Raw genomic sequence first — 23,665 nt, 5'->3', positions numbered from 1 at the left:
TATCAGTTCGTTGGGAATTGCGGGTAGGTCTCGCGGGGCTTCACGCCCCGGCTTCTTCTTGGTCGGCATACATGCGTCCTCTGCTGCAACATGTTATGCCCAAACACAAAATTTATGACACCCCCATCGCTATTTTCCCCATCGTTCCTGAACAGCTCATTATCAAATCGCCTGGAAATAGCTCAAAACGAGACATTTCCAAAAATTTATCTTCATCAACAAAATATCTAATGCTTTCAAATTGGTTATTTATTGCATGTTGTTGTTCATATACGGCATAGCCAGTTTCTTTAAATATATTCTTCTTTAGCGCGCCCCCAAAAGGACCCCGCACAAACTCGCAAACATTTCCGAATTTTTCAGTTGGCCAAGCCATCACACCAACTCCTGAATCTTTGCCAGTATCGCTTCGCTCTCTTTATCCAGCGCAATAATCTCGGCAATGATCTCTTTCGGCTCGCGTAGCTCGGACTCTTCCTTACCCTTGGGGTTATTCACCGATAGATCCCAGGTGGCCTGATCCAGATCGACTACATTGAGCGACCAGGATTTATCAGAGTCTTCGAAGCCTTTTTGCAGTTGCACAAACGCCTGCAGGTCCTTGTCATTCAGTGGGTTGGTTTTGCCCAGGCTGCGGCCGGGGTCGAGCTGGTAGTACCACACTTTTTGCGTGGGCTCGCCTTTGGTAAAGAACAGCACCACGGTTTTCACCCCGGCGCCAAGGAAGGTCTTGGCGGGGCAGTCGAGCACGGTGTGCAGGTTGTGGTTTTGCAGCAGCTCTTTGCGCAGGGCGACGGCGGCGTTGTCGGTGTTGCTTAAAAAGGTATTTTTGATCACCACGGCGGCGCGGCCACCGGGTTTGAGTATCTTCATAAAGTGTTGCAGAAACAGGAAGGCGGTTTCGCCGGTTTTAATCGGGAAGTTCTGCTGCACCTCTTTGCGCTCTTTGCCGCCAAAGGGCGGGTTGGCGAGGATGATGTCGTGCTGGTTACTGGGTTGTATGTCCTGCAGGTTCTCTGCCAGCGTGTTGGTATGGATCACGTTGGGGGTTTCGATGCCGTGCAGGATCATGTTCATGATGGCGATGACGTAGGCGAGGGACTTCTTCTCTTTGGCGTAGAAGGTGCGCTCCTGCAGGGTTTTAAGAGCAGTGGTAGAGAGCTGCTGCTTGCTGCGGCCACCCTGGCGCAGGTAATCGAAGGCCTCGCAGAGAAAGCCCGCCGAACCGGCGGCGCCGTCGTAAATGGTTTCGCCGATTTGTGGTTGTACCACATCGATCATGGCGCGAATCAGCGGGCGGGGCGTGTAGTACTCGCCACCGTTGCGCCCGGCGTTGCCCATGTTCTTGATCTTGGTTTCGTACAGGTGGCTGAGTTCGTGCTTTTCTTCCTGGGAACGGAAGCGCAGTTCGTCCACCTTTTCCAGGGCGTCTCTTAATGAATAGCCGCTCTGAATCTTGTTTTTGATCTCGCCAAAGATTTCGCCAATTTTATACTCGATGGTGTCGGGGCCGTCGGCGCGTTTTTTAAACCCCTTGAGGTAGGGGAAGAGCTCACCATCCACGTAGTCGATCAGGTCATCGCCGGTGAGGGCGTTGTTGTGGTCAAAGTTGCCCGCGGCGTCTTTGGGCGCGGCCCAGCGGCTCCAGCGGTGGGCGTCGTCGATGATGTACTGGTAGCCTTCGCCCATCAGCTCGGCTGCAAGGCTGCGCTCGTGCTCAAGATCGTCCAGGTACTTGAGAAACAGCATCCAGCTGGTCTGCTCGGTGTAATCCAGCTCACTGGAGCAACCAGCGTCTTTCCACAGCACATCGTCAATGGCTTTGAAGGTTTGTTCGAACATCTGGGGCGTGAATCCTTTTCGGTAGTGCCGTCTATCGCTGCAGTCGCAGCTGGCTTATGCCGTCAGATTTTGCCTTATTTGCTACGGCATGTCGTTGCTTTTGGCTTGCACGCGGCTATTACAGGGGGGTAGTCAGCTCGGGTCTGAGTGCTGACGAACCTGTGGCGTTGTTTTGGTGTTTTTTATGCGGCGAGATGGGAAGTGGCAGGGTGTTGCGATAAGTTGACTTAATGCGATGGGCAGATCGTACCGTCAACTCCAAGGAGTTGACGGTATCGAGCGTCACGCTGGCGTCAGGCGTCCAGTCGGTCCGGTTCTTCCAGAAACGGCAGCTGGGCTGCGTCTTCCAGTTCGTCGTCCGGATGGTTTGCCAGGCTGGCGCTGACGGCGAGGAAAAAACCGATCAGCGTTAGCAGTGCGACGATTTCAGAGATCAGCATGGTATGAGCTCCTGTGTTGTCAGTGTGCGGTTGCCAGGGCGCCAGTCTGCGCCTCGAGCTGGCGTGCCGCGCCTACGGTGCGCCAGGTATTCCAGGCCATGCACAGCATGCCGGTGAGGAAGAAGGCGCCGCCGATAACGCGTACTACGTAACCCGGATGGCTGGCCTCCAGCGCCTCGACAAACGAGTAGGTCGAGGTGCCGTCGACGTTCACTGCGCGCCACATCAGGCCCTGGGTAATGCCGTTGACCCACATGGCGACGATGTATAACACGGTGCCTATGGTCGCCAGCCAGAAGTGCAGGTTGATCAGCCCGGTGCTGTGCATTTTCTCCACCCCGAACACCTTGGGAATCAGGTGATACAGCGAGCCGAAGGTGATCATCGCGACCCAACCCAGAGCGCCTGCATGCACGTGGCCAATGGTCCAGTCAGTATAGTGCGACAGCGCGTTCACGGTTTTGATCGCCATCATAGGTCCTTCAAAGGTGGACATGCCGTAGAAGGCCAGGGCAACCACCAGGAAACGCAGGATAGGGTCTGTGCGCAACTGATGCCACGAGCCCGATAGCGTCATCATGCCATTGATCATGCCGCCCCAGCTGGGCGCCAACAGAATCAGCGACATCACCATGCCGAGTGATTGCGCCCAATCTGGCAGGGCGGTGTAGTGCAGATGGTGCGGGCCGGCCCAGATGTACAGGGTGATCAGCGCCCAAAAGTGCACGATGGACAGGCGGTAGGAGTAAACCGGCCGGTTCACCTGCTTGGGTACAAAGTAATACATCATGCCGAGAAAGCCGGTGGTCAGGAAAAAGCCCACCGCGTTGTGCCCGTACCACCACTGCACCATGGCATCGGTCGCGCCGGCATAGACCGGGTAGGACTTGAACCAGCTGATCGGGATCGAGGCGTGGTTAACAATATGCAGCACGGCAATAACCAGAATGAAGGCACCGAAGAACCAGTTGCCAACATAAATATGACGGGTCTTGCGGCGCATTACTGTGCCGAAAAACACCACTGCGTAGGCGACCCAAACGATGGCCATCACCACCGCGCCGGTGAACTCGATCTCGGCATATTCTTTGGTCGTGGTCAGACCCTGTGGCAGCGTGACCAGCATGATGATGATCACGGCCTGCCAGCCCCAGAAGGTAAAGGCCGTTAGGCGCGGCGCAATCAGCGGCGTTTGGCAGGTACGCTGCACCGCATAGTAGCTGGCGGCGAACTGTGCGCTACCGGCAAATCCGAAAATTACCAGGCTGGTATGCAGCGGGCGCAGGCGGCCAAAGCTGGTCCAGGGCAGATCAAAGTTCAGGGCTGGCCAAACCAGCTGCGAAGCGACCAATAGCCCGACCGACATACCAACCACGCCCCACACGACCGTCATGATGGCGAACTGGCGAACCACCCGGTAGTTGTAGGGCTGCACAGCACCTGTGTTTTGCATCTTGAAAACCTTTCTGACAGTGACTGCGGCCGTAGCCGCAAAAGTAGCAGTACTGTAGAAAAGACAAGCAAAACAAAACAGACTCAGAAGTTAAGCCATAATGCAGATCAGATGGCGTTCCCCTGAGTGCTCTACCCCGTGGTCAGGTGGCGGGCAATACCGCGTTTTAGCGGTATCAGCTGCTGCGCCGCGCGCAGCGCCGCACCGCGCAGCAAACGCATAGGCAGACGATCGTTGGTATAGCATTCCACCAGCAGATTGGTGGCCTGGTACAAGGGCCAGGTGGCCATTCTCTGCTGCCGCTCATAGCGTGCCAGCAGTGCGTGAGCGCCAATATCGCGATGCTGTTGATGTGCCTCTTTGAGTAAGCCGCTCAAGCGCTGCACGCTGGATAAACCAAAGTTGAAACCGTGTGCTGTGACCGGGTGCATGCCCACGGCGGCGTCGCCAATCAGCGCGCTGCGATGGGCCACGATGCGCCGAGCGTAGGCGCCGACCAGCGGGTAAACGTGACGGCCACTGGCGAGCTCCATGCTGCCCAGCCGATGTGAAAAGCGCGCTTCCATTTCGCGGGCAAAGGCCAGCGGGTCCATCTCGTGCAGCTTCTCGATCTCGCGCGGCGGCAGGGTAATGACCACAGAGGACTGGCGACCATTTAGCGGCAGCAGAGCCAACGTCTGGCCGTAGCCAAACCACTCCCAGGCAACCTGCTGATGGTCGACCTCGTGGTTCATGCGGCAGACCATCATGCTCTTGCCAAAGTCCTTCATCTGGGAGCCAATGCCGAGCAGACGTCGGGTTTCTGAAAAGCGGCTATCCGCAGCGACCAAAAGGCGAGCCTCCAGTTGTGTGCCGTCACTGAGCGCCAGCTCAATACCACCGCTATGCTGGCGTATTTGGCGCAAACGGGTGTCGCACAACATCTGCACACCGCCGACGGCCTGAAGACTTTCCCAGGCGGCCCGGCGAATCGACCGGTTGGCGACCAGGTGCCCCAAATGATCAGCCCCGGCGTGTCGGGCCTGAATTTGCAGTGCAAAGGGTGAGGGGCCATTGAGCACCTGGGCGTCGCGCAGTAGAGCAATATCTTCCTGTGGCAAGCGTGACCAGATATCGAGTTCTTCCAGTGTGGCGCGCGAGGTGTGCGTAAGGGCAATCTCACGACCGTCGAAAACCGGATCGGCCAGGCTGCTCTCTTTCTGGCGTTCAATCAGCACGATTGAAAGTCCTGTTTCGGCCAGTGCCCGCGCCAGGCAAAGCCCGCTTGGACCGGCACCGATGATGGCAATGTCGCAGTTCATGCGCAGCGTCTCTCCAGAGGTGAAAGGCCTCCAGTCTGAACCTGCTTGCGGCGTCGAATATTGCGCTGGGTCAGTATGCGGACTGAGGCGGCTGCGGTCGGGTGTCGCAGCCGGAAGGTAGTCAGAAGGACGCGATGATGCGGCCCAGGGTAGCCATTGCCTGTTCGCTGCGCGCGTCCCACGGATGACCGTGGTTCAGCCGAGCGCAGTGGCCGTAATGGCGGTTGGCCGAGAATATCGGACCTGGAGCCAGGCTGATGCCCTGGGCCAGCGCGTGTTGGAATAGCTGCAATGAATCAACCCGGGTCGGAAACTCGAACCACAGAAAGTAGCCGCCATTGGGGCGGGTGACGCGGGTATCGGCCGGAAAATGGCGCGCGGCAGAGGCGAGCATCGCACGCTGTTGGCTTTCCAGCGCATGGCGCAGCTTGCGCAGATGGCGATCGTAGCCGCCGTGTTGCAGGTAATCGGCGAGTGCCGCCTGGGCGGGCACCGAAGGCGAGATAGTCGTCATCAGCTTGAGGCGGCTGATCTGCTCGGCAAAGCGTCCGGCTGCCACCCAGCCAACCCGGTAGCCGGGAGCCAGGCATTTGGAGAAGGAGCCGCAGTGCATCACCAGCCCTTCGGTATCAAAGCTCTTGACCGGTTTGGGCGGCTGGCTGCCGTAGTACAGCTCGGCATAGACGTCGTCTTCGATCATCGGCACCTGATGCTGCTTGAGCAAGGCGTAGAGCGCCTGCTTTTTCTCATCGCTCATGCTGGCGCCCAGCGGGTTCTGCAAACTGCTCATGAACCAGCAAGCCTTGATCGGGAAGCGCTGCAGGCTGTCGGCCAGGCTGTCCAGATCAATCCCTTCGCGCGGGTGGACCGGAATTTCCACTGCCTTGAGCTTGAGTCGTTCTAGTACCTGCAGGGTGGCGTAAAAGGCGGGGGTTTCGATGGCGACCAGATCGCCGGGCTGAGTCACGGTCTGCAGGCAGAGATTGAGTGCTTCCATGGCACCAGTGGTGATCACCAGCTCCTCCAGCGGCAGCATCATGCCGCTGACCATATAGCGCAGGGCAATCTGCCGGCGTAGATCCGGATTGCCGGCGGTCATATCGGCAATCACTGAATGTGGCTGCATGTCGCGTGCACTGTTGGCCAGTGAGCGTGACAGGCGCGCCAGCGGAAACAGGTTGGGACTGGGGAAGGCCGAGCCGAACGCGACCATGTCCGGGTCCTTGAGCGAGCTCAATACCGAGAACACCAGTTCGCTGACATCCACTTCCACGCTGTCGGAGGCGTACTGGCCGATGTCCGGTTCGTGCAGCTGGCGGCGGGCGAGGGCATGCACAAAGTAGCCGGAGCGCGGGCGCGCCTGAATCAGGCCACGGTCTTCCAGCAGGTAGTAGGCCTGGAATACGGTAGAGGGGCTGACCCCATAGGTGCGGCTGGCATGCCGCACCGAGGGGACTTTTTCACCCGGGGCGATCACCCCGGTACGGATCAGTTCGGCGATCTCGTCGGCGAATTTCTCGTAGCGTTTCATCCTGTCCTGTGCGGGTTTAGAGGCATGCACATACTCTACGCCATCGGCAGTGGCCATGCGACGCTCAGCGCGCCGCAGGGGAAACGAAGGTCGATGCATCGCTGACCTGGCTATCGCTATCCTGCATATCCCTGACCACAAACTGCAGGGGCTGGCTGCCGGCACGACCGTCGGGCTGCTGGCGGCTGACGCGCACTGGCACTACCGCCGTTTCACCACCGGCGATGGTCACCTCGCCGAGGCCTTGGGCCTTAAAGCGATCGGGCTCGCCCAGATCGATAATGTAGGAGCGGCTTTGCTGGCTCTTGTTGATCACCTTAAGGGTATAAAGGTTTTCAATTTCGCCGGCGCTGTTCTCGCGGAAGATGCTGCGGTCGCGACTCACGTCCAGGTCAATCAGCGGACGGGCCTGGATTCCCCAGGCCAGGCTACCAACCATCGCCAGCAGCACGGCGGCATAACCTACCAGGCGAGGGCGTAGCCAGTGTGTAGGCTTGCCTTCCAGCGCGCGCTCGGAGGTATAGCGGATCAGCCCGCGCGGATAGTCCATCTGGTCCATCACGCTGTTGCAAGCATCGATACAGGCGCCGCAACTGATGCAGTCGAGTTGCAGGCCGTCACGGATATCAATTCCGGTAGGGCACACCTGGACGCAAACCGTACAGTCAATGCAGTCACCCAGGCCCGCAGCGGTATGGTCGATGGACTTCTTGCGTGGTCCGCGGGATTCGCCACGGGCGCTGTCGTAGGTGACGACCAGGGTGTGCTCGTCGAACATGACGCTCTGAAAGCGGGAGTAGGGGCACATGTGCAGGCAGACTTTCTCACGCAGCCAACCTGCGTTGAAGTAGGTGGCAGCGGTGAAAAAGAACAGCCAGAAGGCGGTGCTGGCACCCAGTTGCAGGTGCAGCATATCGCTGACCAGTTCGCGTACCGGGGTGAAATAACCGACAAAGGCAATCGCAGTGGCCAGGCTGACTACCAGCCAGATACTGTGTTTGGCGCCGCGCCGCGCCAGTTTATTGAATGACCAGGGCGCGGCGTCGAGGCGAACGCGCTGATGTCGCTCACCCTCGGTTACCTTCTCGGCCCACATGAAAATCCAGGTCCAGACGCTTTGGGGGCAGGTATAGCCGCACCACACGCGGCCAGCAAAGACGGTGATGAAGAACAGACCAAAAGCGGCAATCATCAGGATCGCCGACAGCAGGATGAAATCCTGTGGCCAGAAGGTCGCGTCAAAGATAAAGAACTGCTTGGCGTCCAGATCCCAGAGCACCGCTTGATGGCCATTCCAGTTCAGCCAGGCGGTACCGAAGAACAAGAGTATGAGCGCGCCAGCGCCGCTCAGGCGCAGGTTGCGAAACAACCCCTTGAAGCTGCGGGTATGGATGGGATCGCCGGTCTGCGCGGGCGGCACGAAGGTGATCGGCTGCTTATTTTTAGCAGTCACGTCTTTAATCGGAATCTGGCTGGTCATGGCAATCACGGCTCTTGGTTATCAGGCACGGTGCATGATGCGCGGTCAGCTGATCTGATAACAGATTCAGAATGTACTTAAAAAAGCAGATCAGATGAGGTCGTCCGGGGCTGTTTAGAGCTATCTGCTACTGCTTCTCGTTCGCGCCCGGCGCCTGCCTAAATGCGATCTGATCCGCTTTTTTCGGCTGAATCTGGGTCTGGTTGGTAAGCGCCCGGCTGCGCATAGTGGTGATCTGATCCGAGCTGCCCGTTGCCAGCGCCTTATTAGCGGCGCGCGCAGCCCACCCGAGAGGTTTGCATGTACCACTATGATGAATATGACCGCGCGCTGGTAACCGAGCGCGTAGCCCAGTTTCGCGATCAGGTTGCGCGGCGTCTGAGCGGTGAACTGAGCGAAGAAGAGTTTCTGCCGCTGCGCTTGCAGAACGGCCTGTATCTGCAGCGCCATGCTTACATGCTGCGGGTGGCGATCCCCTACGGCACCTTGTCGGCAGACCAGCTGCGTACCTTGGCCAGCATCGCCCGCGACTTTGATCGCGGCTACGGTCACTTCACCACCCGGCAGAATATCCAGTACAACTGGATTGAGCTGGAGCAGGTGCCGGATATTCTCGAACGGCTGGCGCAGGTTGATATGCACGCCATCCAGACATCGGGCAATTGTGTGCGCAACATCAGCACCGACGCCTTTGCGGGCGTAGCGGCAGATGAGGTGCTCGACCCGCGTCCGCTCGCGGAAATTCTGCGACAGTGGTCGACCGTCAATCCGGAGTTTCTCTACTTGCCGCGCAAATTCAAGATTGCGCTGTGCTCGGCCACGGAAGACCGGGCGGCGGTCATGATGCACGACATCGGCCTGTATCTGTACCGGGATACGAACGGCGAGATGCTGTTCGACGTGATGGTCGGCGGCGGTTTGGGGCGTACGCCCATCCTGTCGCAGCCGATCCGTCGCGCGCTGCCCTGGCGCCATCTGCTGTCGTACGTCGAGGCGGTATTGCGGGTGTACAACCGGCATGGCCGACGCGACAACAAGTACAAGGCGCGGATCAAGATTCTGGTCAAGGCGCTGGGGATCGAGGCCTTCGCTAGTGAGGTCGATGCCGAATGGGAGCATATCAAGGACGGCCCGGCCGAACTGACCGAAGCCGAGTTCAGCCGGGTCGCGGCCAACTTTGTGCCGCCAGCCTATGTGCCGCAGTCGGTCACTGACCTCGGCTATGGCACCGCGCTGGCGCAGGATGCCCAGTTTACCCAATGGGTTCAACGCAACACCCATGCCCACAAGGTGCCGGGCTACGTTTCCGTCACACTGTCGACCAAACCCGGTGGCGATACGCCGCCCGGCGATGTCACTGCCGAGCAGATGGAGCAGGTTGCCGATCTGGCGGAGCGCTTCGGCTTTGGTGAGATTCGCGTGGCGCATGAGCAGAATCTGGTCCTGCCGGACATTGCCAAGGCAGACCTTTACCGCTTCTGGCAGGCGGCCTGTGAAGCCGGCTTGGCGACGGCCAACATTGGGCTACTGACCGATGTGATTGCCTGCCCCGGCGGCGACTATTGCTCACTGGCCAATGCCAAATCCATTCCGGTGGCGCAGGCGATACAGCACCGCTTTGCCGACCAGACGCTGCTGCAGGATTTGGGCGAGATCAGCCTGAATATCTCCGGCTGCATGAACGCCTGCGGGCATCACCATATTGGCAATATCGGCATCCTCGGCGTCGATAAGAATGGTAGCGAGTGGTATCAGTTCACCATTGGCGGTGCACAGGGCAAACAGAGTGCGCTGGGCAAGGTGATTGGTCCGGCGTTCAGCGCCGCCGAGGTACCGGATGTGATTGCGCACCTGGCTGACGTCTATCGCGAACAGCGCATCGAGAGCGAGCGCTTTGTTGATACCGTCGCGCGGGTTGGCCTGGAGCCGTTCAAGGCGCGGGTCTACCAGCGTGAGGAGGTGCGCGCATGAACAACCTGATACGTCTGGGCAGCGACGGGGCCGAACTGGCAACCGCGGACCCCTGGATGCTGGCGCTGACACCGCCCGAGGCGCCAACTGCGCCACTGATCCTGTCGCTCAGCGACTGGCTGGCGCGGCAGACTGAGGCCGTGTTGCGGGGCGAGCAAACCAGCGCAGATGCAGTGTGCCTGCAACCGGATGATGAGGCGGAACAACTGGAGCCTTATCTGGCCGTGCTGCCGATGATCGCGGTGCACTTCCCCACTTTTCGCGATGGGCGCGGCTATAGCCAGGCCTACCTGCTACGTACCCGGTTGGGCTGGCAAGGTGAACTGCGGGCGGTGGGCGACGTGCTGCGCGACCAGCTCAGCCATATGCGCCAGTGTGGTTTTGATGCCTTTGCAGTGCGTGAAGACAAGGCGGCTGAGGATGCCCTTAAGGGCTTGGCTGGCATGAGTGTGCTCTACGGCCGCTCCGCCATCGAGCCCCGACCCTTGTTTCGACGCCGAGATACGTTGTGATCAAGGGCTTATTGTTGCTGCTGATGATGCAGGCCGGCGGCGCCTTGTTGCAGCAACTGTGGTTGCCGATGCTGCCAGGACCGGTGATCGGCCTGTTATTGCTGTTGGTGTTGCTACTGGTCCTCGGGCGCATTCCGCAGTGCCTGGAGCAGGCCAGTTCTGCGTTGTTCCAGTATTTGCCGCTACTGCTGGCGGTGCCGGCTACCGGCATTCTACTGGGCGGTGACGTGCTGCTGGCGCAATTGCCAGCGATCAGCGGCGGGCTGCTGTTGTCGCTGCTGTTTTGTATCCCCCTGTGTGGCTGGATGATGCAGCGCCTGATAGCGGCGGAAGCCGATGATGACTGATCCGTTGGTGCAGGTAATACACTCGCCGGTTATCGCGCTAGCCCTGACGCTGGCGGCCTTTTTGTGTGCTGTCTGGCTGTATCGTCGTAGCGGCTGGCTGGTATTGCAGCCGGTGCTGGTGACCATGCTGATTATTATCGGCGGAATCCGCCTGCTGGGTCTCGATTACCAGGCCTACCGGGAGGCCGTGGTACCCATCTCCTGGTTGCTCGGCCCAGCGACGGTTGCGTTGGCGGTGCCGCTGTATCGTAACGTGCGGCGCATTCGTCAGGCGCTATGGCCGGTCATGCTGACCTTGCTGGTAGGTGGTGTCGCCATCGTGGCGCTGACGCTGCTGTTTGCGCGCTGGCTGGGTGCGGACGCACAGGTACTGATGACGCTGGCGACCAAGTCGGTGACCATGCCCATAGCGATGCCGCTGGCCGAACAGTTGGGTGGCATCGCCGCCTTGGCTGCGGTGCTGGTGATGCTGACGGGTGTGGCTGGCACTGCCATGCTGCCGCCGTTGTTGAATCTCTGTGGCGTGCAGCACCCCGCTGCGCGCGGCATGGCGTACGGTATGAATGCCCACGCGGTGGGTACCGCCAGAGCGCTGGAGGAGGGGGATGAATGTGGCGCCTTTGCGGCGTTGGCGATGGGCGCGCTGGGGGCTTTGACAGCCGTGCTGCTGCCGCTGGCGTTTTTGCTTTGGCATCTGCTGCTGGATTGAGCGCGACGCGCTGTCGCACGGCGATAATAGCCAGGAACCAAAGGCGAACAGGACGCTCTACACCATAGAGCAGTGCAGGTATGTCCGGGTTGACTGCAGGATCCGCCGCATTGCGCGATCGAGCAGCCAACAGAGCTTAGCGGCACTTGGCTCGTCACATTCGTAGTAGCAAGGAGTTATCGCAGATGGGTATTTCGAACCATGAACTTCATCATGACTTTCCACAGTACAGCGATCTGATCGACCAACTGACCGAGCACGACGGCCACTTCAAAAAGCAGCTGAAGGAATATGCCGAGCTGGACAAGGAAATTCAGACGCTGGAGAAGCAGAATCTGCCGGTATCCGATGAGAATTTCACGCAGCTGAAGGCTAGCCGCGCTCACCTCAAGGATCAACTCTACAACGCCCTGTTAAAGGCCTCCGAGGCCTAATAGCTGCGCCGGGTGCGTTGATGTACGTATTAGTATTGCGCACCAAGTGTTGCGCATAGAAAAAGGCCGGAGCCCTGACAGGTTCCGGCTTTTTGCCGTCCGACGTACTTAAACGCGCGGTACTTCGTACGGCCGCAGGTCAAACACCAGCACCTCTGCGTTCTGCCCCTGATTGATTTCCAGCGTCTGTGCATGCCGTAACTTGAGGCCATCACCTTCGCTTAGCCGCTTGCCATTCACTGTCACCGTACCGCTCGCCACATGCACGTAGGCATGACGGTTGGCAGCGAGTGTCAGCGTGTCTCGCTCTGCGCCGTTAAACAGGCCCGCGTAAACCCGCGCGTCCTGATGCAGGGTGAGCGCACCCTCGGCGCCGTCTGGTGCGAGAATCAAGCGTAACCGCCCGCGTTTTTCCTCGGCAGCAATATGCTGCTGCTGATATTGCGGCTGGATGCCCTGCTTGCCGGGCATGATCCAGATTTGCAGGAAGTGCACCGGCGCGGTCTTGCTGGCGTTGTACTCGCTGTGTGCAACTCCGGTACCGGCGCTCATCAGCTGCACGTCACCGGGCCTGATCTGCGAGCCGTTGCCCAGCGTGTCTTCATGCTTCAGGGCGCCTGCGAGCACGTAGGAGAAAATCTCCATATCGCGGTGTGGGTGTTTGCCAAAGCCGCCAGCAGGCGCCACCCGGTCATCATTGATCACCAGCAGGTCAGAAAACCCGACATGCTCGGGATCGTAGTAGGAGCCGAAGGAAAAACTGTGCCGCGACTGCAGCCAGCCGTGGTTGGCGATACCGCGTTCGGTGGCTTTGCGTAGCTCGGTGTTATTGCTCATATCGAGTACTCCTGTTGTCAGGGTGGGCGCTGTTGACCTAAAGCGGCTTTGCCCATTGAAAACAGATTACTGTCTATTGATTCGTGGATTAAGATGCTGGGATAGGTATTACTGTCTACTAGGGCGAGACAATGAGCCAGCTTGAAGATATGCAGTTGTTTGTCAGTGTGCTGGAGCAAGGCAGCTTTACGGCGGCAGCTGAAGTGTTAGGTCTATCCAAGCAGTTTGTCAGTCGCCGAGTGGCGGCACTGGAAGCCCGCCTGGGTGTGCGCCTGCTCAACCGCTCGACGCGCAAACTCAGTGCAACCGCCTTGGGGCAAAGCTATTTCGAGCGCGCGCGGCGCATACTGCAGGATGTCGCGGAAACCGACATGTTGGTCTCCGAGCAAGGCGCGTCGCCGCGCGGCGCTCTGCGGCTGGCGGCGCCTATGTCTTTTGGCACCCTGCACCTCAGTGAGCTATTGCCAACCTTTATGCAGCGGTATCCCGAGGTCAATATCGAGCTGGATCTCAGCGACCGTACGGTCGACTTGCTGGGTGAAGGTTATGACATGGCAATCCGCATTGGCGAGCTGGCTGATTCCAGCCTGATTGCGCGTCAGCTGGCACCGCTGCACATGGTGACCTGTGCCAGCCCGGCATACCTGGCCAAGCATGGCGAGCCGCAAACGCCGGATGATCTGCGCGTCCACGAGTGCATGCTTTATGGCCACAGTAAATCGGTGGAGTGGCATTACTGGCGTGATGGGCGTAGCCAGCGCATAGCCTTGCACGGACGTTACCGCGTCAACAACGGTGAGCTGGTCCGTGATGCTGCGATTGCCGGTCTGGGGCTGACCATGTTGCCAACCTTTATTGTGGGCGACGCGCTCGCCAGCGGCCAGTTGGTGACTGTGCTTGAGGCCTATCAAATGCCGGCCGGTAAGGTCTATGCGGTCTATCCACAGCACCGCCAGTCGTCTTTGCTGGTGCAGTTTCTAATCGACTATCTACGCGAGGCGCTGACCAGCCAAGGCTGACCGGGCGCCGACATCGGGGGGGCGCGTTGTGGTTGGCGCGCCCTGCTCAGTCGGGCAGATAGCGCAGTAGCAAAGCGAAATCCAGATTGTCTATCGCTGGCCGCGGGATACGTACCAGGTGACCATCGCCGGGAGCCACGTCAATCGGCTGGCCGCGCCGGTCCTGCATGGCCTGCAAAATGAACGCCTGGTTACCGGTTGGCGTCATCAGCTCCAGCCGGTCACCCAGGCTGAAACGGTTTTTTACGGCAATGGTTATCCAGTCATTGTCGGCCTCTGCCAGCTCGCCGACAAACTGATGCCGGGTCATGCGTGAGGCGCCTTGCTCGTAGTTCTGGTACACGCCAGGCGGATGGCGGCGATAAAAACCTTCGGTGTAGCCGCGATTGGCCAGGCTTTCCAGATCATCCATCAAGGCCAGGTTAAACGGGCGTCCGGCCACAGCGTCGTCGATGGCCTGGCGATACGCCTGTACGGTGCGCGCTACATAGAAGTGCGACTTGGTGCGGCCTTCAATCTTCAGCGAATCTACCCCCATGCGGACAAAGCGCTCGACGTGTTGCACGGCGCGCAGGTCCTTGGAGTTCATCACGTAGGTGCCGTGCTCGTCCTCCTCGATGGCCATAGGTTCGTCAGGCTTGTTGCGCTGAGTGATGATCTGCACCGGTTTGCTTACGGGCTCGATATTGCCCTCGGGTGTTTCAACGCCCGGCTTAACGTCATACTGCCAGCGACAGGCATTAGTGCAGGCGCCCTGGTTGGCATCACGGTGATTGAAATACCCTGAGAGCAGGCAGCGACCGGAGTAGGCAATACAGAGTGCGCCATGGACAAATACCTCCAGGCCCACATCCGGACAGCGGCGGCGAATCTCCTCAACCTCGTCCAGCGATAGCTCGCGTGAGAGTATGATGCGCTCCAGTCCCAATTTCTGCCAGAACGTCACTGTGGCCCAGTTGACGGCATTGGCCTGCACCGAGAGGTGCACCGGCAACTCGGGCCAGCGTTCACGCACCAGCATGATCAGACCGGGGTCCGACATAATCAGTGCATCCGGCCCCATCGCCACGACCGATTCCAAATCCCGCAGGTAGGTTGCCACTTTGCTGTTGTGCGCGGCGATATTACTGGCCAAGTAGAACTTCTTACCCTGCGCATGTGCTTCCGTAATCGCCTCAGCCAGCACCTTAGGGTCATGAAAATCGTTCTCGCGTACGCGCAAGCTGTAGCGCGGCTGTCCGGCGTAGACGGCATCGGCGCCGTAGGCAAAGGCATAGCGCATGGCTTTGAGGGTGCCGGCGGGCGCCAGCAGTTCGGGAAATGTGGGCATGGCGATGAACCGCTTGGTCTGCAGAAAGGCCGAGAGCTTAGCGGTTGTTGGTATTACGGATATTGACTGAGATCAGTTGGACAGAAGTTTGCTTGAGGTAGTCGCTAACGTGAACTGGCTACCGCCAGGTAACCCGTTTGCTAGGTAGCAGAGGTCCACATTATGGTTATGGCCTCTGCTTAACTCACTTTAACCTTGACCTTGTTGGGGGGGCGGCTTTGGTCCGTTGCCGTTGTCTGGTATGCCAGGGTTGAGCGTTGTTGGCGCGTCATTAGATTTGCCGTCCGCATCTGACCAGCCCGCACCGGTCGCAAAGTCAAAGTTTCGGGTTTTCAACGAGTAGCCCAGGTTGGCATCACCGAAGTAGCCTTCACCCTGATAACCAATACCGACGTTTGGACGGAATGAGCCGCTGGCAAACACGTAATCCAGGCCCAGGGTTGCTGCTGCCTTGTTTTCTTCGTCATCCGAGAAGGCCTTGATGCCGATGGCCGGTCCTTGCCCGAATACATAGCTGACGCCAACCCCGAAGCCAATATCATTGGCTGTAGCGCCAAAAGACGCTGTGCTCAGAATGGCCGCGGCCATCGCATTCCGGGCGACGCAGATAATTTTTTGACTCATCCCTGACTCCTTTCTTTTTATAACCGGTATGTAGTTTTTGATGGTAACCCGTTTTTCCTGATGTGTGAACCCGAGTGCTCGGCCATCAAAGGTCGGAATATTGTCAGTGGAGCGCTGTTTTTTTCTGAGCGACAGATTCATGGCGCAGCGCGCAGATCAGAAAAGCGGCCCTATTTAGGCTGCAAGCATGGCTCGCGAAGCGCAGCAAATGCCTACCGATAGCATCTACTTCACTAGACTTTTTTACGGATTTAGTCGCTGCTGCGGGTACAGCTCAATAGTAATACCAGCGTAACTGCAGGCTGACTTCATTCTCGGGGTCGCTGCGGTGGCTAAATTCGCGGCTGGCTCTCAGGCGCAGGCCCAGATCTGTTCCCAGCTCCCAGTGCTGGCTAAGCTTTAGACTGCGGCGCACCTCGCCATTGGTAAAGAAGTCGTTGCTGGTTTCCATCAGCAGATTGCCTAACCCGTTGCGCCACAGCAGGCCCGCATTGAAGCCGGCAGCAGGGCTCAAGGCTTCGTCGGCATCCTGGTGGTGCTCGACGCGCAGGGTCGCCAGCGCAAAGGTTTGCAGGTCGTTTACCGGATTCCAGCTGAACCCGCCGCCGCCGTTCAGGTGCGGTACCAGCCTGCGTTTGTCGTCGTCACCGGCGACGCGCTCCAGCCCGGTGGCTACCTGCCAGGACCAGGGTTTGAGCAGCTGGTTACGCGGGGTCAGCGAGCGAATGCTGACCAGCCCCAGTTCTTCCAGTTGCCAGTGATTGCCTTGGTACTGACGGATATTCAGCGTGCCCAATTCAATCTGCGCGCCGAGCGGAAAGCCGGCCAGGTTATCGGCCAGATCGTGATACGCCAGACGTAAGCCGTACTCGGCAAAGGCACGGTCATCACGGCTGCCCAGCGCGAGTTGCCAGGTGCGTGATTCGTGGCCATATTCCGGATACGTCGGCGTGTCGATGAGCAGTTTGGGTGGTGGGTTCTGGTTGATCGCCTGGAGCAACTGGTAGCTACGGTCGGCGCTCGCCTGATCGCGTTCCTGGCCGCTGCTCTGATAGCGAATCAGGCGGTATGCCGACTCTTGAATCAGTGCTTGGCGCTGCGAATCGATTGCTTGGTAGTCCGGGTCCTTCAACACCGCGCTGTCGGCCGCCAGGCGAGTGACCCAATCAAGCTCGTTGCTGGTTAATGGCTCGGCCTGGGCCAGTAGCTCGCGTTCGCGCGAAGGCCGATAGGTTACGTCGGTAATCAGGCCTGCTTCGCGCACCGCGCGCACGGTATCGGCGGGAATGGCGGTCAGCGGAAACTGCTCGGTCAAATGCAGTTGCGGCTTGGCGACTTCGAGTAACTCCAATAAGCGGTAGGAGCAATTCTCGTCGAAGAAAAAATAGTCAAAGCGCACCTGCCGCAATTCCCACACATGTTCGACCATGCGGGCGGTTTCTTCTGGCGTCAGGTTGAGCTGATATTCCCACAGATCGCGATTCTCCAGGCGACTGTATTCGCCAATCTTGTCGCGGTAGGGCAGCAGTGAGAACTGACCTGGGTAGCCACCCGCCAGCCCTTTCCAGGCATACAGAATGCCGTTGTCCATATTCTCTACCATGGCACCAAAGTTAAGCGCGTAGGTCAGCAGAGTGGTGCCGCTGGCTTGGGTGTCAGGCGAGTCGATCCGCAGCAAGGTATGGCCAAACATCGACGATGGGCTATTCAGGTAAGCATCCGGGAAAACCAGCACGGTGGCGTGCGGGTTGATATCGTCATACCAGCTGCGGTACTCGCCGCAGTCCGGGCTTGGCAGATCGCTTAGCTGTAACTGTTCACGCAGCCAGCGCGTGCGTGCGGGGTACTTGCACTGGACGTGGTCATTGCCCTGCGCGGGGTCCGCATAAAGCCCTTCCAGTGTCGCTTGCAGCTCGGCAGCCGGTGACGTAGCGCCCTCGTCGGCCAGAAAAAACGCGTCGTCATCGACGTAGCTGCGCCAACCGTCAAGGCGGCTCGGTAGATAGTGCCCAAGCAACAGCCAATAACGTTCGCTCGCTAGCGCCTGCAGCTGGGTATCGGCCATTTGCGGAGAGGCCTGCGCAGCAGCGCACAGGCTGCCGATCAGCAGCGGGGCTAAGCGTTTGAACATGGTGGGCGTCACTTGCAGTAATAGAAAAAGAGGTACGTCGGATATAAACACAAAAGGCCGGGCTTTTGGCTCCGGCCTTTTGCAGATTGTACCGCGATCAGGCTTAGGCTGCGTATTTGGCCAGCACGGCGTCTTGGCGCATCAGGTTCAGAGTTGCTTCATGTACCTGCTCAGCAGTTACGTCGGCACTGGTGAAGATGTCGTTGAAGTGGGCGTGGGTAACGGCGTTGAAATGCGCGCGATCTTCAGGCTGCACACCCAATACTACCGCGTAAGTGGTCAGAGCTTCGCCTTCACCACGAGCAACGTCTTCAGACAGCTCGTTCATGATGCTGCCCAAAACCAGCATTGGCTTGCCAGCGTAGGTCAGCTTGCCGCCGGTATCACAACCATTGGTACCAGAGGTCATACCGAAAGTGGCGTTACCGGACGTGCCATTGGTGATGGAGGCCACCAGATGGGATGGCAGGCCGCTTTGACCTTCGAACAACATGTTACCCCAACCGCAGCTAGGGCCGCCGGGAGCAGCCGCGAAGGCGTTGATTGAAGCTGCAGCCAGGACGGTGCCGAGTAAGATCCGTTTCATGTGGGCGTTTCCATATTCAGTGAGTTAGTTTATTCAATTTAGCAACGGAATTACTTTGTTGCAATTAGGTTTCAGTGTTGAGCTTTGTAGCTGTCGACTGGTTATCGTTGTTTGCTGTTACGCGAGGCTAACGTGAGCCTCGCTCACGATGCCATCGTACTTTGACCATAAGCGCATGCCGCCGATACAAAGCTTTCAGGCTTGCCAGTCAAGCCTATTTACAGGTCTGAATAGCGCTCTGTCAGACCGCTCGTCGTCGTGTTTTCAGTTTACTGAAGTCGGGTGAGAGGCGTTTTCTGGAATAGCGCCAGAAGCGCTTGAGTGTTTTTGTGTTCCACTCTTTGAGCGGTAACAGAGCAAACAACTCCTTGGCATAGGCGCGGTCTTCAGCAACGGCTTTTTTTAGTTCAGCGTGAATCAAGCCTCGTTTGGCTGCTATGTAGCCCGGCTCCGCCTGAAACTGGTTGATTGCCAGTAAATGAGATTTGAAGTTGCCCTTGTTGTTGGACGATATGTTTGTATCGTGTCTTCTATATAGGGTGACGATATCTTCGATAATATCCAGGCGATAACCGGCATGTGCCACCTTGAGTTCCAGATGCGTGTCCTGTATCGGGTTATCCAGATCATAGCCGCCAGCGTCCAGTATCGCCTGCCTTCTAAAGAACGCAGTGGGTCCGCCGAGCCATCTGCGGTCAACGAAGAAGTCGTGAAATTGATAGCTCGCAGCCTTTTTGAATAGCGCCCCCGGCTTATGGTTACCTTGGGCGTCTATATACTCAAAGTTGGCGCCACAGCCGCCTACTTCAGGTCGTGTCTGCAGGTACTCGACCTGGAGGCGTATCCGCCCGGGCAGCATGATGTCGTCAGAGTCAAACGAGGCGAAATACTCGCCATTGGTGGCGTAAAAACCTGTGTTTACGGCCTTGGTAACGCCCTGGTTTTCCTGCGTTATCACTTTGAAACCATACTCGGCTTGAAGCGCTCGAATAATCGCCAGGCTGTTATCTGTCGAACCATCATCTACCACAAGGAATTCGATGTTGTCGTAGTCGTGCTCCATGACAGAGCGGATGGACTTTTCCACGTAGTTAGCGTGATTGAAGCAAGCCATGACGATGGATACAAGTGGAGAGCTCATCGGAATCTGGATACCTGAACAGTTCAAATCATTGTTATGACAGTGCCTTTGATCTTTCTCGGCGGCCTGTCTTTATTGACTTCATGGCTTGAGAGTTGCAGCAGATTCTTGATTGCCGATCCCTAGCATTGTGGCGAAGAATTGTAGCAGACATTCTTTATCTTTGGTGGTGCTCAAGCCCATTTCAAAACTAGGTGTGCTATGGCGCATCTTGTCTTTTAGGCTCATGGTTTTAGCGTCATTTTTTTGCAGTTTCATGACTGCCTAGCGTTGTACGTATGCCAAACCAATGAGCTGAGCTATAAGCGCCGGAAAGGAAATATGGCGTCTCTCAAGGTTACTTGTTAAAGCACTATGGTACCTACACGCTTCTGCGCCACCGCCCTGGTGCGGTGCCCGTCCAGCGGCTAAAGGCGCGAGAAAAACTCGCGGCTTCCGCGTAGCCTAATCGCTGCGCGACTGCCGCAACGCTGATATTTGATTCGGCGAGTAAGCGTTCCGCCATTTTCTGCTTTATGCCGTCATTGACCATGGCGAAGGTCTTGCCGTCGGCGGCCAGTCTGCGGTGCAGCGTGCGATCCGAGAGGCCAATGGCGTCCGCCACCTGCTTGCTTGTCATTAGCGTTGAAGCGCTTTCCAGCAGCACTTCCTGAACGCGGCGAACCGTTACCGAGCTGGTCGGCGATAGGTCGAGCTCGACGATGAGTTGTGTGCACAGGCGCTCACCTTCAAAGCGTGAGCTAAGGTTTGCCTGGGGCATTGGCGCGACCATGTCCTGCTGGGCGAATAGCACTCCATTGCGCTGTGTTGAATACTGTATGGCGTAGGGCATTGCGTGGAGGTGTTGATCTGCTTGGTTTGGTGCGCTGTGTTTTACCTGTACTTCAAGGGGCTGAACATTGCGTTGCATCAGTTCTGACGCCAAGCTGATGATGCCGGAAAGCCCACGCTCGACTACCAGGCTTTGAGCGTCGGCAGGAAGAACGCGTTCATCAAAGAAAACCCAAAGCCCCAAAGGATGCCGCTCAGTCGTTACCGGGCAGATGGTCAGTGCCAGCGTTTGAAATCGATCCAGTAACGCCAATGCGCTTTCCAGGTTATCGCTGGCCAGCATGGTAAATCCGAGGAGGCCGAGGCTGGTCAAGTGATAACGTCGACCAAGTCTGTACCCAAAGTCGGGCTTGATACCTTGCTGTATCAAGTTACGAATTACTGCCAGCTCTTGCCACGCCTCAATAGTTGTACCGGGCTCTAACAGAGCGGTTGCCGAGATGGCACTCCCTGCCAGGCAGGCTTGGATGTCCACGCCATCATCTTGTGCCGTTTCCAGCAGATAGCGTACGCCAGAAGCGTCACGCCTTTCTCTCCAATTCAGCATGTTGGTTCCAGCATATTGGCCATTGCAGCAGTATTCAGGACAGCATAAGGATATCGGTAACCATCACGCCAGTCGCAGCGCGGCGTTACTGCGCCAGCAACAGCGTTTCAATCAGTTGGTAACTGTTACGGTATATCCGGATGAAATGCTCTTCGTGTTCACCAAGCCGGTCGTTCCGATACATGGTCATCATGCCTTGCGATGAGCTGAACATCAGCATCGCTGTGCGCTCAATACTGATGTCATGCCTGAACAGCTCGGCGCGATAACATTCTCGGATACGATCAACCAGTATTTGAAGGCACCTTGGCGCAGCGATGAGAATTGACGCAAGACGTTTTCGTTTGCTTGCGCCTTTTTACTCAGAAAGAAAATGTCGTAGTGGCTGGGTTGCTCCAGACGGAATGCCAAAAAAAGACTCTGTGCAGAGCCTCAATCTTGCTAATGGGGCAGTGCTGGGTAGCACGCGATGCATCTATTTTGAAAAGGTCCAGACCCCCTCCAGGGATGCGATCAAGTTCGCTCCTATAGTCCTGACAATATAGCCAGGTCATGTGGTGACTTTCATGCCAAAGTAGATGGTGATGAGTTCTAGTACTTTCAACCCTGATTAAACGTGCTATCTGTTTTGTTTGAAGGTGTAGGTTATTCTGAGATCAATTTGCGACTTATGAAAAATAATCGTTATCTGTATATAAAGGCCCCTGTATGGCTGTTTTCGATAGGGTTAGGCCTTCTCGCTTCTACTGGCGCGTTTGGCGTCGAGATTATGAAACCTGAACAGGCGACGACCGAAATTCGCGATGTGGACGGCGCAGATTACAAGCCTCGACCCGAACACCGGACAATTTATGGGACCGGTGAAGGCCCACATTTTTATCTTCATTATTGTCTGCCAGGGTTTGTTCCAAAGGGAGTGGGTGATTGTGCTTCGGGTATACGAGGGACGTTAGCCGACAATGTTCAGGTTGAATTCCGGTACTCTTTGAATGAGGAAGACCACCGAAATGTTTTGTTGGAGGGGTTTTCATCATTGGTGGTTCCACCTTTCGAAGTTAATAAAGACCTTCAGGCAAAGACTCCTCTGTACAGGTTCTATCGAGAAGTAGAAAGGCTAAATGAAGAACGAAATTTGAAAGTAATCGAGCATCAGGGGGAAGAAAAAAGCCTTTACGATGGCTTGATTCCATACGATGTTGAGCGCCTCAGTATGATCCGGTATTGGGTGCCAAATGACCATGACACCTACGTTACAGTGTTAGGTAATCCACCTATCTTTTATTGCGTTTCTCGTTTGTGCAGCATCACGATGGATCAACGAAACGGCTGGTCTGTAAAAGCTTATTTCAATGAAGAGGTTTTGAAAAATTGGCAAGGTTTCTTAGCGGATTTTGATCGCTCGATCATGGACGTTAAGCAGTGATTATGAATTCTGTCAGGACGGAGCTTCACGGGTTAATCTCGGGGGCCTAACCTTACCTCGGTGAAGGGGTCCTCTGTACCAGCAACAGAGCGTCATTTTTTTGAAACGTTACGTGTAATGGGGGTTCAATGGTTCTACATATTTACGAACCAAAGCGAGATCCCGCCGGCTTCCCAATGCAGATTTTCAAGAGTGACACTTTCGAGACAATCGCGTACCCCAGAAAGCAAAAAACCCTGAAAATCACGAGGATAATCAGGGTCTTAGGTCTTGCTTATTTGGTGGGGCCGGGGGGATTCGAATTCAACAGTTCAAATATCCCGAATAATCAAGCTCTTGGGCGCGTTTTCCGCAAAAGTTGGATTAGGTGGCATCTCAGAATCATGTTTGATTATATTAACCTTTCAGTCGCTGTCAAGTGACCGATATCCGCCAAAATCCCTAACCACGACGTCTCGCAACCGCTCCTCTAAGGCCTCGCGCTCTTCTTTACTCAACGAGGCCACGAACGCAGTCTTCTTCGCTCGATTTTCAGCTTTTATCCGCTCGGCTTCCTCGTAGGTTGCTGGTATTTTCTCGGTTTTCTTCATGTCATTACCTGCCTGAGAAAGGGAAAGCCCGCTGGACCGAGTTGAGGGACGCAATCGAGTATAGCCGGTCAGTACTGAAGCCCTGCTGGAATGTAGGCCAAACTTAAGAATCCAACGTTCAAATCATCATGTGCCCAACGGCCCTCCCAGCATTTCAGCTAACAGGTGCGCATCCTCGATCTCATGATGCAGATAACATCGACCTTGGCCTCGGCCTCGTGTTCCTTGATAGTGCCAATGATCTGCTCTTCGGTGTATCGCGTATTCTTCATATCAAGATCCCCATCGTGCTAGATTAGCTGGAAATCTCATCAAGTTCATGGCGCGGAATTTGGGGGAAAGATCATCGGGACGATCCATTTTCGTTTTGTCAAATGGAAAGGTGCCTAACAACGCAAGATAAGCGAATGCAAAAAACCACACAGCTGATCTGCAGCTTTGCTGTTAGGCCTCAAATGGAGGGCGGTTGCAGGAGCTGAGTGCAACACGGTTATTGAATTGACGCAGGAGCATCATATTGCATAGCCAAGGCTTTCTGCATCACTTCGCTCATGACTTCGATAGGACATTTGAAATCGAAGCGCTT

24 protein-coding genes are annotated in these 23,665 nt (G+C 56.9%); 7 read left to right on the top strand and 17 right to left on the bottom strand.

Annotation, left to right across the window (positions count from 1 at the left end):
• Nucleotides 1–112: 112 nt before the first annotated feature.
• The 7 genes from H4J77_RS17095 to ccoG form a co-directional block, all read right to left on the bottom strand.
• Nucleotides 113–376 (bottom strand): hypothetical protein, encoded by a 264-nt coding sequence (locus H4J77_RS17095; protein WP_182249612.1) that lies wholly within the window; start codon nucleotides 374–376, stop codon nucleotides 113–115.
• Nucleotides 376–1,842, bottom strand: a complete 1,467-nt coding sequence (locus tag H4J77_RS17090; protein WP_182249610.1) for an N-6 DNA methylase — start codon at nucleotides 1,840–1,842, stop codon at nucleotides 376–378. Before H4J77_RS17090 ends, H4J77_RS17095 begins: the two co-directional genes overlap by 1 nt.
• A 293-nt stretch (nucleotides 1,843–2,135) precedes the next feature.
• The gene (locus H4J77_RS17085; protein WP_182249608.1) at nucleotides 2,136–2,282 is read right to left on the bottom strand and encodes a hypothetical protein; all 147 of its coding nucleotides are present in this window, start codon (nucleotides 2,280–2,282) and stop codon (nucleotides 2,136–2,138) included.
• 19 nt (nucleotides 2,283–2,301) lie between these two features.
• Nucleotides 2,302–3,735 (bottom strand): cytochrome-c oxidase, cbb3-type subunit I, encoded by a 1,434-nt coding sequence (gene ccoN / locus H4J77_RS17080; protein ID WP_182249605.1) that lies wholly within the window; start codon nucleotides 3,733–3,735, stop codon nucleotides 2,302–2,304.
• Between the two features lie 131 nt (nucleotides 3,736–3,866).
• The gene (gene ubiM, locus H4J77_RS17075; protein WP_182249603.1) at nucleotides 3,867–5,036 is read right to left on the bottom strand and encodes a 5-demethoxyubiquinol-8 5-hydroxylase UbiM; all 1,170 of its coding nucleotides are present in this window, start codon (nucleotides 5,034–5,036) and stop codon (nucleotides 3,867–3,869) included.
• A gap of 121 nt (nucleotides 5,037–5,157) precedes the next feature.
• Complete coding sequence (mapR, locus tag H4J77_RS17070) at nucleotides 5,158–6,567, bottom strand: GntR family transcriptional regulator MpaR (protein ID WP_123889623.1); 1,410 nt, start codon at nucleotides 6,565–6,567, stop codon at nucleotides 5,158–5,160.
• A gap of 64 nt (nucleotides 6,568–6,631) precedes the next feature.
• Nucleotides 6,632–8,047 (bottom strand): cytochrome c oxidase accessory protein CcoG, encoded by a 1,416-nt coding sequence (gene ccoG, locus H4J77_RS17065; RefSeq protein ID WP_182249601.1) that lies wholly within the window; start codon nucleotides 8,045–8,047, stop codon nucleotides 6,632–6,634.
• A 300-nt stretch (nucleotides 8,048–8,347) separates the two neighbouring features.
• Between ccoG and H4J77_RS17060 the strand changes: the two genes are divergently transcribed.
• The 5 genes from H4J77_RS17060 (at nucleotide 8,348) to H4J77_RS17040 (ending at nucleotide 12,020) form a co-directional block, all read left to right on the top strand.
• Complete coding sequence (locus H4J77_RS17060; protein WP_182249599.1) at nucleotides 8,348–10,018, top strand: nitrite/sulfite reductase; 1,671 nt, start codon at nucleotides 8,348–8,350, stop codon at nucleotides 10,016–10,018.
• Nucleotides 10,015–10,530, top strand: a complete 516-nt coding sequence (locus H4J77_RS17055) for a DUF934 domain-containing protein (RefSeq protein WP_182249597.1) — start codon at nucleotides 10,015–10,017, stop codon at nucleotides 10,528–10,530. Before H4J77_RS17060 ends, H4J77_RS17055 begins: the two co-directional genes overlap by 4 nt.
• Nucleotides 10,527–10,877, top strand: a complete 351-nt coding sequence (locus H4J77_RS17050) for a CidA/LrgA family protein (RefSeq protein ID WP_310735005.1) — start codon at nucleotides 10,527–10,529, stop codon at nucleotides 10,875–10,877. The genes H4J77_RS17055 and H4J77_RS17050 overlap by 4 nt, the downstream gene beginning before the upstream one ends.
• Entirely contained in the window at nucleotides 10,870–11,586 is a 717-nt protein-coding gene (locus H4J77_RS17045) for an LrgB family protein (RefSeq protein ID WP_259364901.1), read from the top strand. Before H4J77_RS17050 ends, H4J77_RS17045 begins: the two co-directional genes overlap by 8 nt.
• Before the next feature lie 185 nt (nucleotides 11,587–11,771).
• Entirely contained in the window at nucleotides 11,772–12,020 is a 249-nt protein-coding gene (locus H4J77_RS17040; RefSeq protein ID WP_123889573.1) for a YdcH family protein, read from the top strand.
• A gap of 108 nt (nucleotides 12,021–12,128) precedes the next feature.
• Here the strand turns inward: H4J77_RS17040 and H4J77_RS17035 are convergent, their stop codons facing one another.
• Nucleotides 12,129–12,857: a pirin family protein gene (locus tag H4J77_RS17035; protein ID WP_182249593.1), complete on the bottom strand. Its 729-nt coding sequence runs from the start codon at nucleotides 12,855–12,857 to the stop codon at nucleotides 12,129–12,131.
• A gap of 131 nt (nucleotides 12,858–12,988) precedes the next feature.
• Between H4J77_RS17035 and H4J77_RS17030 the strand changes: the two genes are divergently transcribed.
• Nucleotides 12,989–13,876 carry a LysR family transcriptional regulator gene (locus H4J77_RS17030; RefSeq protein WP_182249590.1) on the top strand — a complete coding sequence of 296 codons (888 nt, stop codon included), beginning with the start codon at nucleotides 12,989–12,991 and terminating at the stop codon, nucleotides 13,874–13,876.
• 46 nt (nucleotides 13,877–13,922) lie between these two features.
• On the opposite strand, the gene yegQ is transcribed toward H4J77_RS17030, so the two are convergent.
• The 8 genes from yegQ to H4J77_RS20000 form a co-directional block, all read right to left on the bottom strand.
• The gene (gene yegQ, locus H4J77_RS17025; RefSeq protein WP_182249588.1) at nucleotides 13,923–15,206 is read right to left on the bottom strand and encodes a tRNA 5-hydroxyuridine modification protein YegQ; all 1,284 of its coding nucleotides are present in this window, start codon (nucleotides 15,204–15,206) and stop codon (nucleotides 13,923–13,925) included.
• 189 nt (nucleotides 15,207–15,395) lie between these two features.
• A complete protein-coding gene (locus H4J77_RS17020) occupies nucleotides 15,396–15,971 on the bottom strand; it encodes a hypothetical protein (protein ID WP_182249586.1) in 576 nt (191 codons plus the stop codon).
• 133 nt (nucleotides 15,972–16,104) lie between these two features.
• Nucleotides 16,105–17,961, bottom strand: coding sequence for a DUF4105 domain-containing protein (locus H4J77_RS17015; protein ID WP_182249584.1), 1,857 nt, complete (start codon nucleotides 17,959–17,961; stop codon nucleotides 16,105–16,107).
• A 103-nt stretch (nucleotides 17,962–18,064) separates the two neighbouring features.
• Nucleotides 18,065–18,547, bottom strand: coding sequence for a DUF3015 domain-containing protein (locus tag H4J77_RS17010; RefSeq protein ID WP_123889579.1), 483 nt, complete (start codon nucleotides 18,545–18,547; stop codon nucleotides 18,065–18,067).
• A 241-nt stretch (nucleotides 18,548–18,788) separates the two neighbouring features.
• Entirely contained in the window at nucleotides 18,789–19,688 is a 900-nt protein-coding gene (locus tag H4J77_RS17005) for a glycosyltransferase family 2 protein (RefSeq protein ID WP_182249582.1), read from the bottom strand.
• A gap of 81 nt (nucleotides 19,689–19,769) precedes the next feature.
• Nucleotides 19,770–19,946 (bottom strand): hypothetical protein, encoded by a 177-nt coding sequence (locus H4J77_RS17000; protein WP_182249580.1) that lies wholly within the window; start codon nucleotides 19,944–19,946, stop codon nucleotides 19,770–19,772.
• 103 nt (nucleotides 19,947–20,049) lie between these two features.
• Entirely contained in the window at nucleotides 20,050–21,066 is a 1,017-nt protein-coding gene (locus tag H4J77_RS16995; RefSeq protein ID WP_259364900.1) for an AraC family transcriptional regulator, read from the bottom strand.
• A gap of 85 nt (nucleotides 21,067–21,151) precedes the next feature.
• Entirely contained in the window at nucleotides 21,152–21,280 is a 129-nt protein-coding gene (locus tag H4J77_RS20000) for a hypothetical protein (RefSeq protein WP_259364899.1), read from the bottom strand.
• A gap of 402 nt (nucleotides 21,281–21,682) precedes the next feature.
• Between H4J77_RS20000 and H4J77_RS16990 the strand changes: the two genes are divergently transcribed.
• Nucleotides 21,683–22,489, top strand: coding sequence for a hypothetical protein (locus tag H4J77_RS16990; protein WP_182249578.1), 807 nt, complete (start codon nucleotides 21,683–21,685; stop codon nucleotides 22,487–22,489).
• 404 nt (nucleotides 22,490–22,893) lie between these two features.
• Here the strand turns inward: H4J77_RS16990 and H4J77_RS16985 are convergent, their stop codons facing one another.
• Nucleotides 22,894–23,079, bottom strand: coding sequence for a hypothetical protein (locus H4J77_RS16985; RefSeq protein WP_182249576.1), 186 nt, complete (start codon nucleotides 23,077–23,079; stop codon nucleotides 22,894–22,896).
• Nucleotides 23,080–23,665: the final 586 nt, after the last annotated feature.

Source organism: Pseudomonas sp. 5Ae-yellow (assembly GCF_014077575.1).
Lineage (GTDB): Bacteria > Pseudomonadota > Gammaproteobacteria > Pseudomonadales > Pseudomonadaceae > Halopseudomonas > Halopseudomonas neustonica.
Note: the sequence above shows the minus strand (reverse complement) of the source record. Positions and strands in the feature narration are given on the sequence as shown.

Excerpts from the sequence above, each read along its gene's own strand:
- H4J77_RS17095 (WP_182249612.1), bottom strand. The coding sequence starts at position 376 with ATGGCTTGGCCAACTGAAAAATTCGGAAATGTTTGCGAGTTTGTGCGG.
- mapR (WP_123889623.1), bottom strand. The coding sequence starts at position 6,567 with ATGAAACGCTACGAGAAATTCGCCGACGAGATCGCCGAACTGATCCGT.
- H4J77_RS17010 (WP_123889579.1), bottom strand. The coding sequence starts at position 18,547 with ATGAAACGGATCTTACTCGGCACCGTCCTGGCTGCAGCTTCAATCAAC.
- H4J77_RS16995 (WP_259364900.1), bottom strand. The coding sequence starts at position 21,066 with ATGCTGAATTGGAGAGAAAGGCGTGACGCTTCTGGCGTACGCTATCTG.
- H4J77_RS20000 (WP_259364899.1), bottom strand. The coding sequence starts at position 21,280 with ATGTTCAGCTCATCGCAAGGCATGATGACCATGTATCGGAACGACCGG.
- H4J77_RS17060 (WP_182249599.1), top strand. The coding sequence starts at position 8,348 with ATGTACCACTATGATGAATATGACCGCGCGCTGGTAACCGAGCGCGTA.
- ccoN (WP_182249605.1), bottom strand. The coding sequence starts at position 3,735 with ATGCAAAACACAGGTGCTGTGCAGCCCTACAACTACCGGGTGGTTCGC.
- H4J77_RS16985 (WP_182249576.1), bottom strand. The coding sequence starts at position 23,079 with ATGAAGAAAACCGAGAAAATACCAGCAACCTACGAGGAAGCCGAGCGG.
- H4J77_RS17035 (WP_182249593.1), bottom strand. The coding sequence starts at position 12,857 with ATGAGCAATAACACCGAGCTACGCAAAGCCACCGAACGCGGTATCGCC.
- H4J77_RS17005 (WP_182249582.1), bottom strand. The coding sequence starts at position 19,688 with ATGAGCTCTCCACTTGTATCCATCGTCATGGCTTGCTTCAATCACGCT.
- H4J77_RS17055 (WP_182249597.1), top strand. The coding sequence starts at position 10,015 with ATGAACAACCTGATACGTCTGGGCAGCGACGGGGCCGAACTGGCAACC.
- H4J77_RS17040 (WP_123889573.1), top strand. The coding sequence starts at position 11,772 with ATGGGTATTTCGAACCATGAACTTCATCATGACTTTCCACAGTACAGC.
- ccoG (WP_182249601.1), bottom strand. The coding sequence starts at position 8,047 with ATGACCAGCCAGATTCCGATTAAAGACGTGACTGCTAAAAATAAGCAG.
- H4J77_RS17020 (WP_182249586.1), bottom strand. The coding sequence starts at position 15,971 with ATGAATCTGTCGCTCAGAAAAAAACAGCGCTCCACTGACAATATTCCG.
- H4J77_RS17015 (WP_182249584.1), bottom strand. The coding sequence starts at position 17,961 with ATGTTCAAACGCTTAGCCCCGCTGCTGATCGGCAGCCTGTGCGCTGCT.
- H4J77_RS17045 (WP_259364901.1), top strand. The coding sequence starts at position 10,870 with ATGACTGATCCGTTGGTGCAGGTAATACACTCGCCGGTTATCGCGCTA.
- H4J77_RS17000 (WP_182249580.1), bottom strand. The coding sequence starts at position 19,946 with ATGAAACTGCAAAAAAATGACGCTAAAACCATGAGCCTAAAAGACAAG.
- yegQ (WP_182249588.1), bottom strand. The coding sequence starts at position 15,206 with ATGCCCACATTTCCCGAACTGCTGGCGCCCGCCGGCACCCTCAAAGCC.
- H4J77_RS17090 (WP_182249610.1), bottom strand. The coding sequence starts at position 1,842 with ATGTTCGAACAAACCTTCAAAGCCATTGACGATGTGCTGTGGAAAGAC.
- ubiM (WP_182249603.1), bottom strand. The coding sequence starts at position 5,036 with ATGAACTGCGACATTGCCATCATCGGTGCCGGTCCAAGCGGGCTTTGC.
- H4J77_RS17030 (WP_182249590.1), top strand. The coding sequence starts at position 12,989 with ATGAGCCAGCTTGAAGATATGCAGTTGTTTGTCAGTGTGCTGGAGCAA.
- H4J77_RS17085 (WP_182249608.1), bottom strand. The coding sequence starts at position 2,282 with ATGCTGATCTCTGAAATCGTCGCACTGCTAACGCTGATCGGTTTTTTC.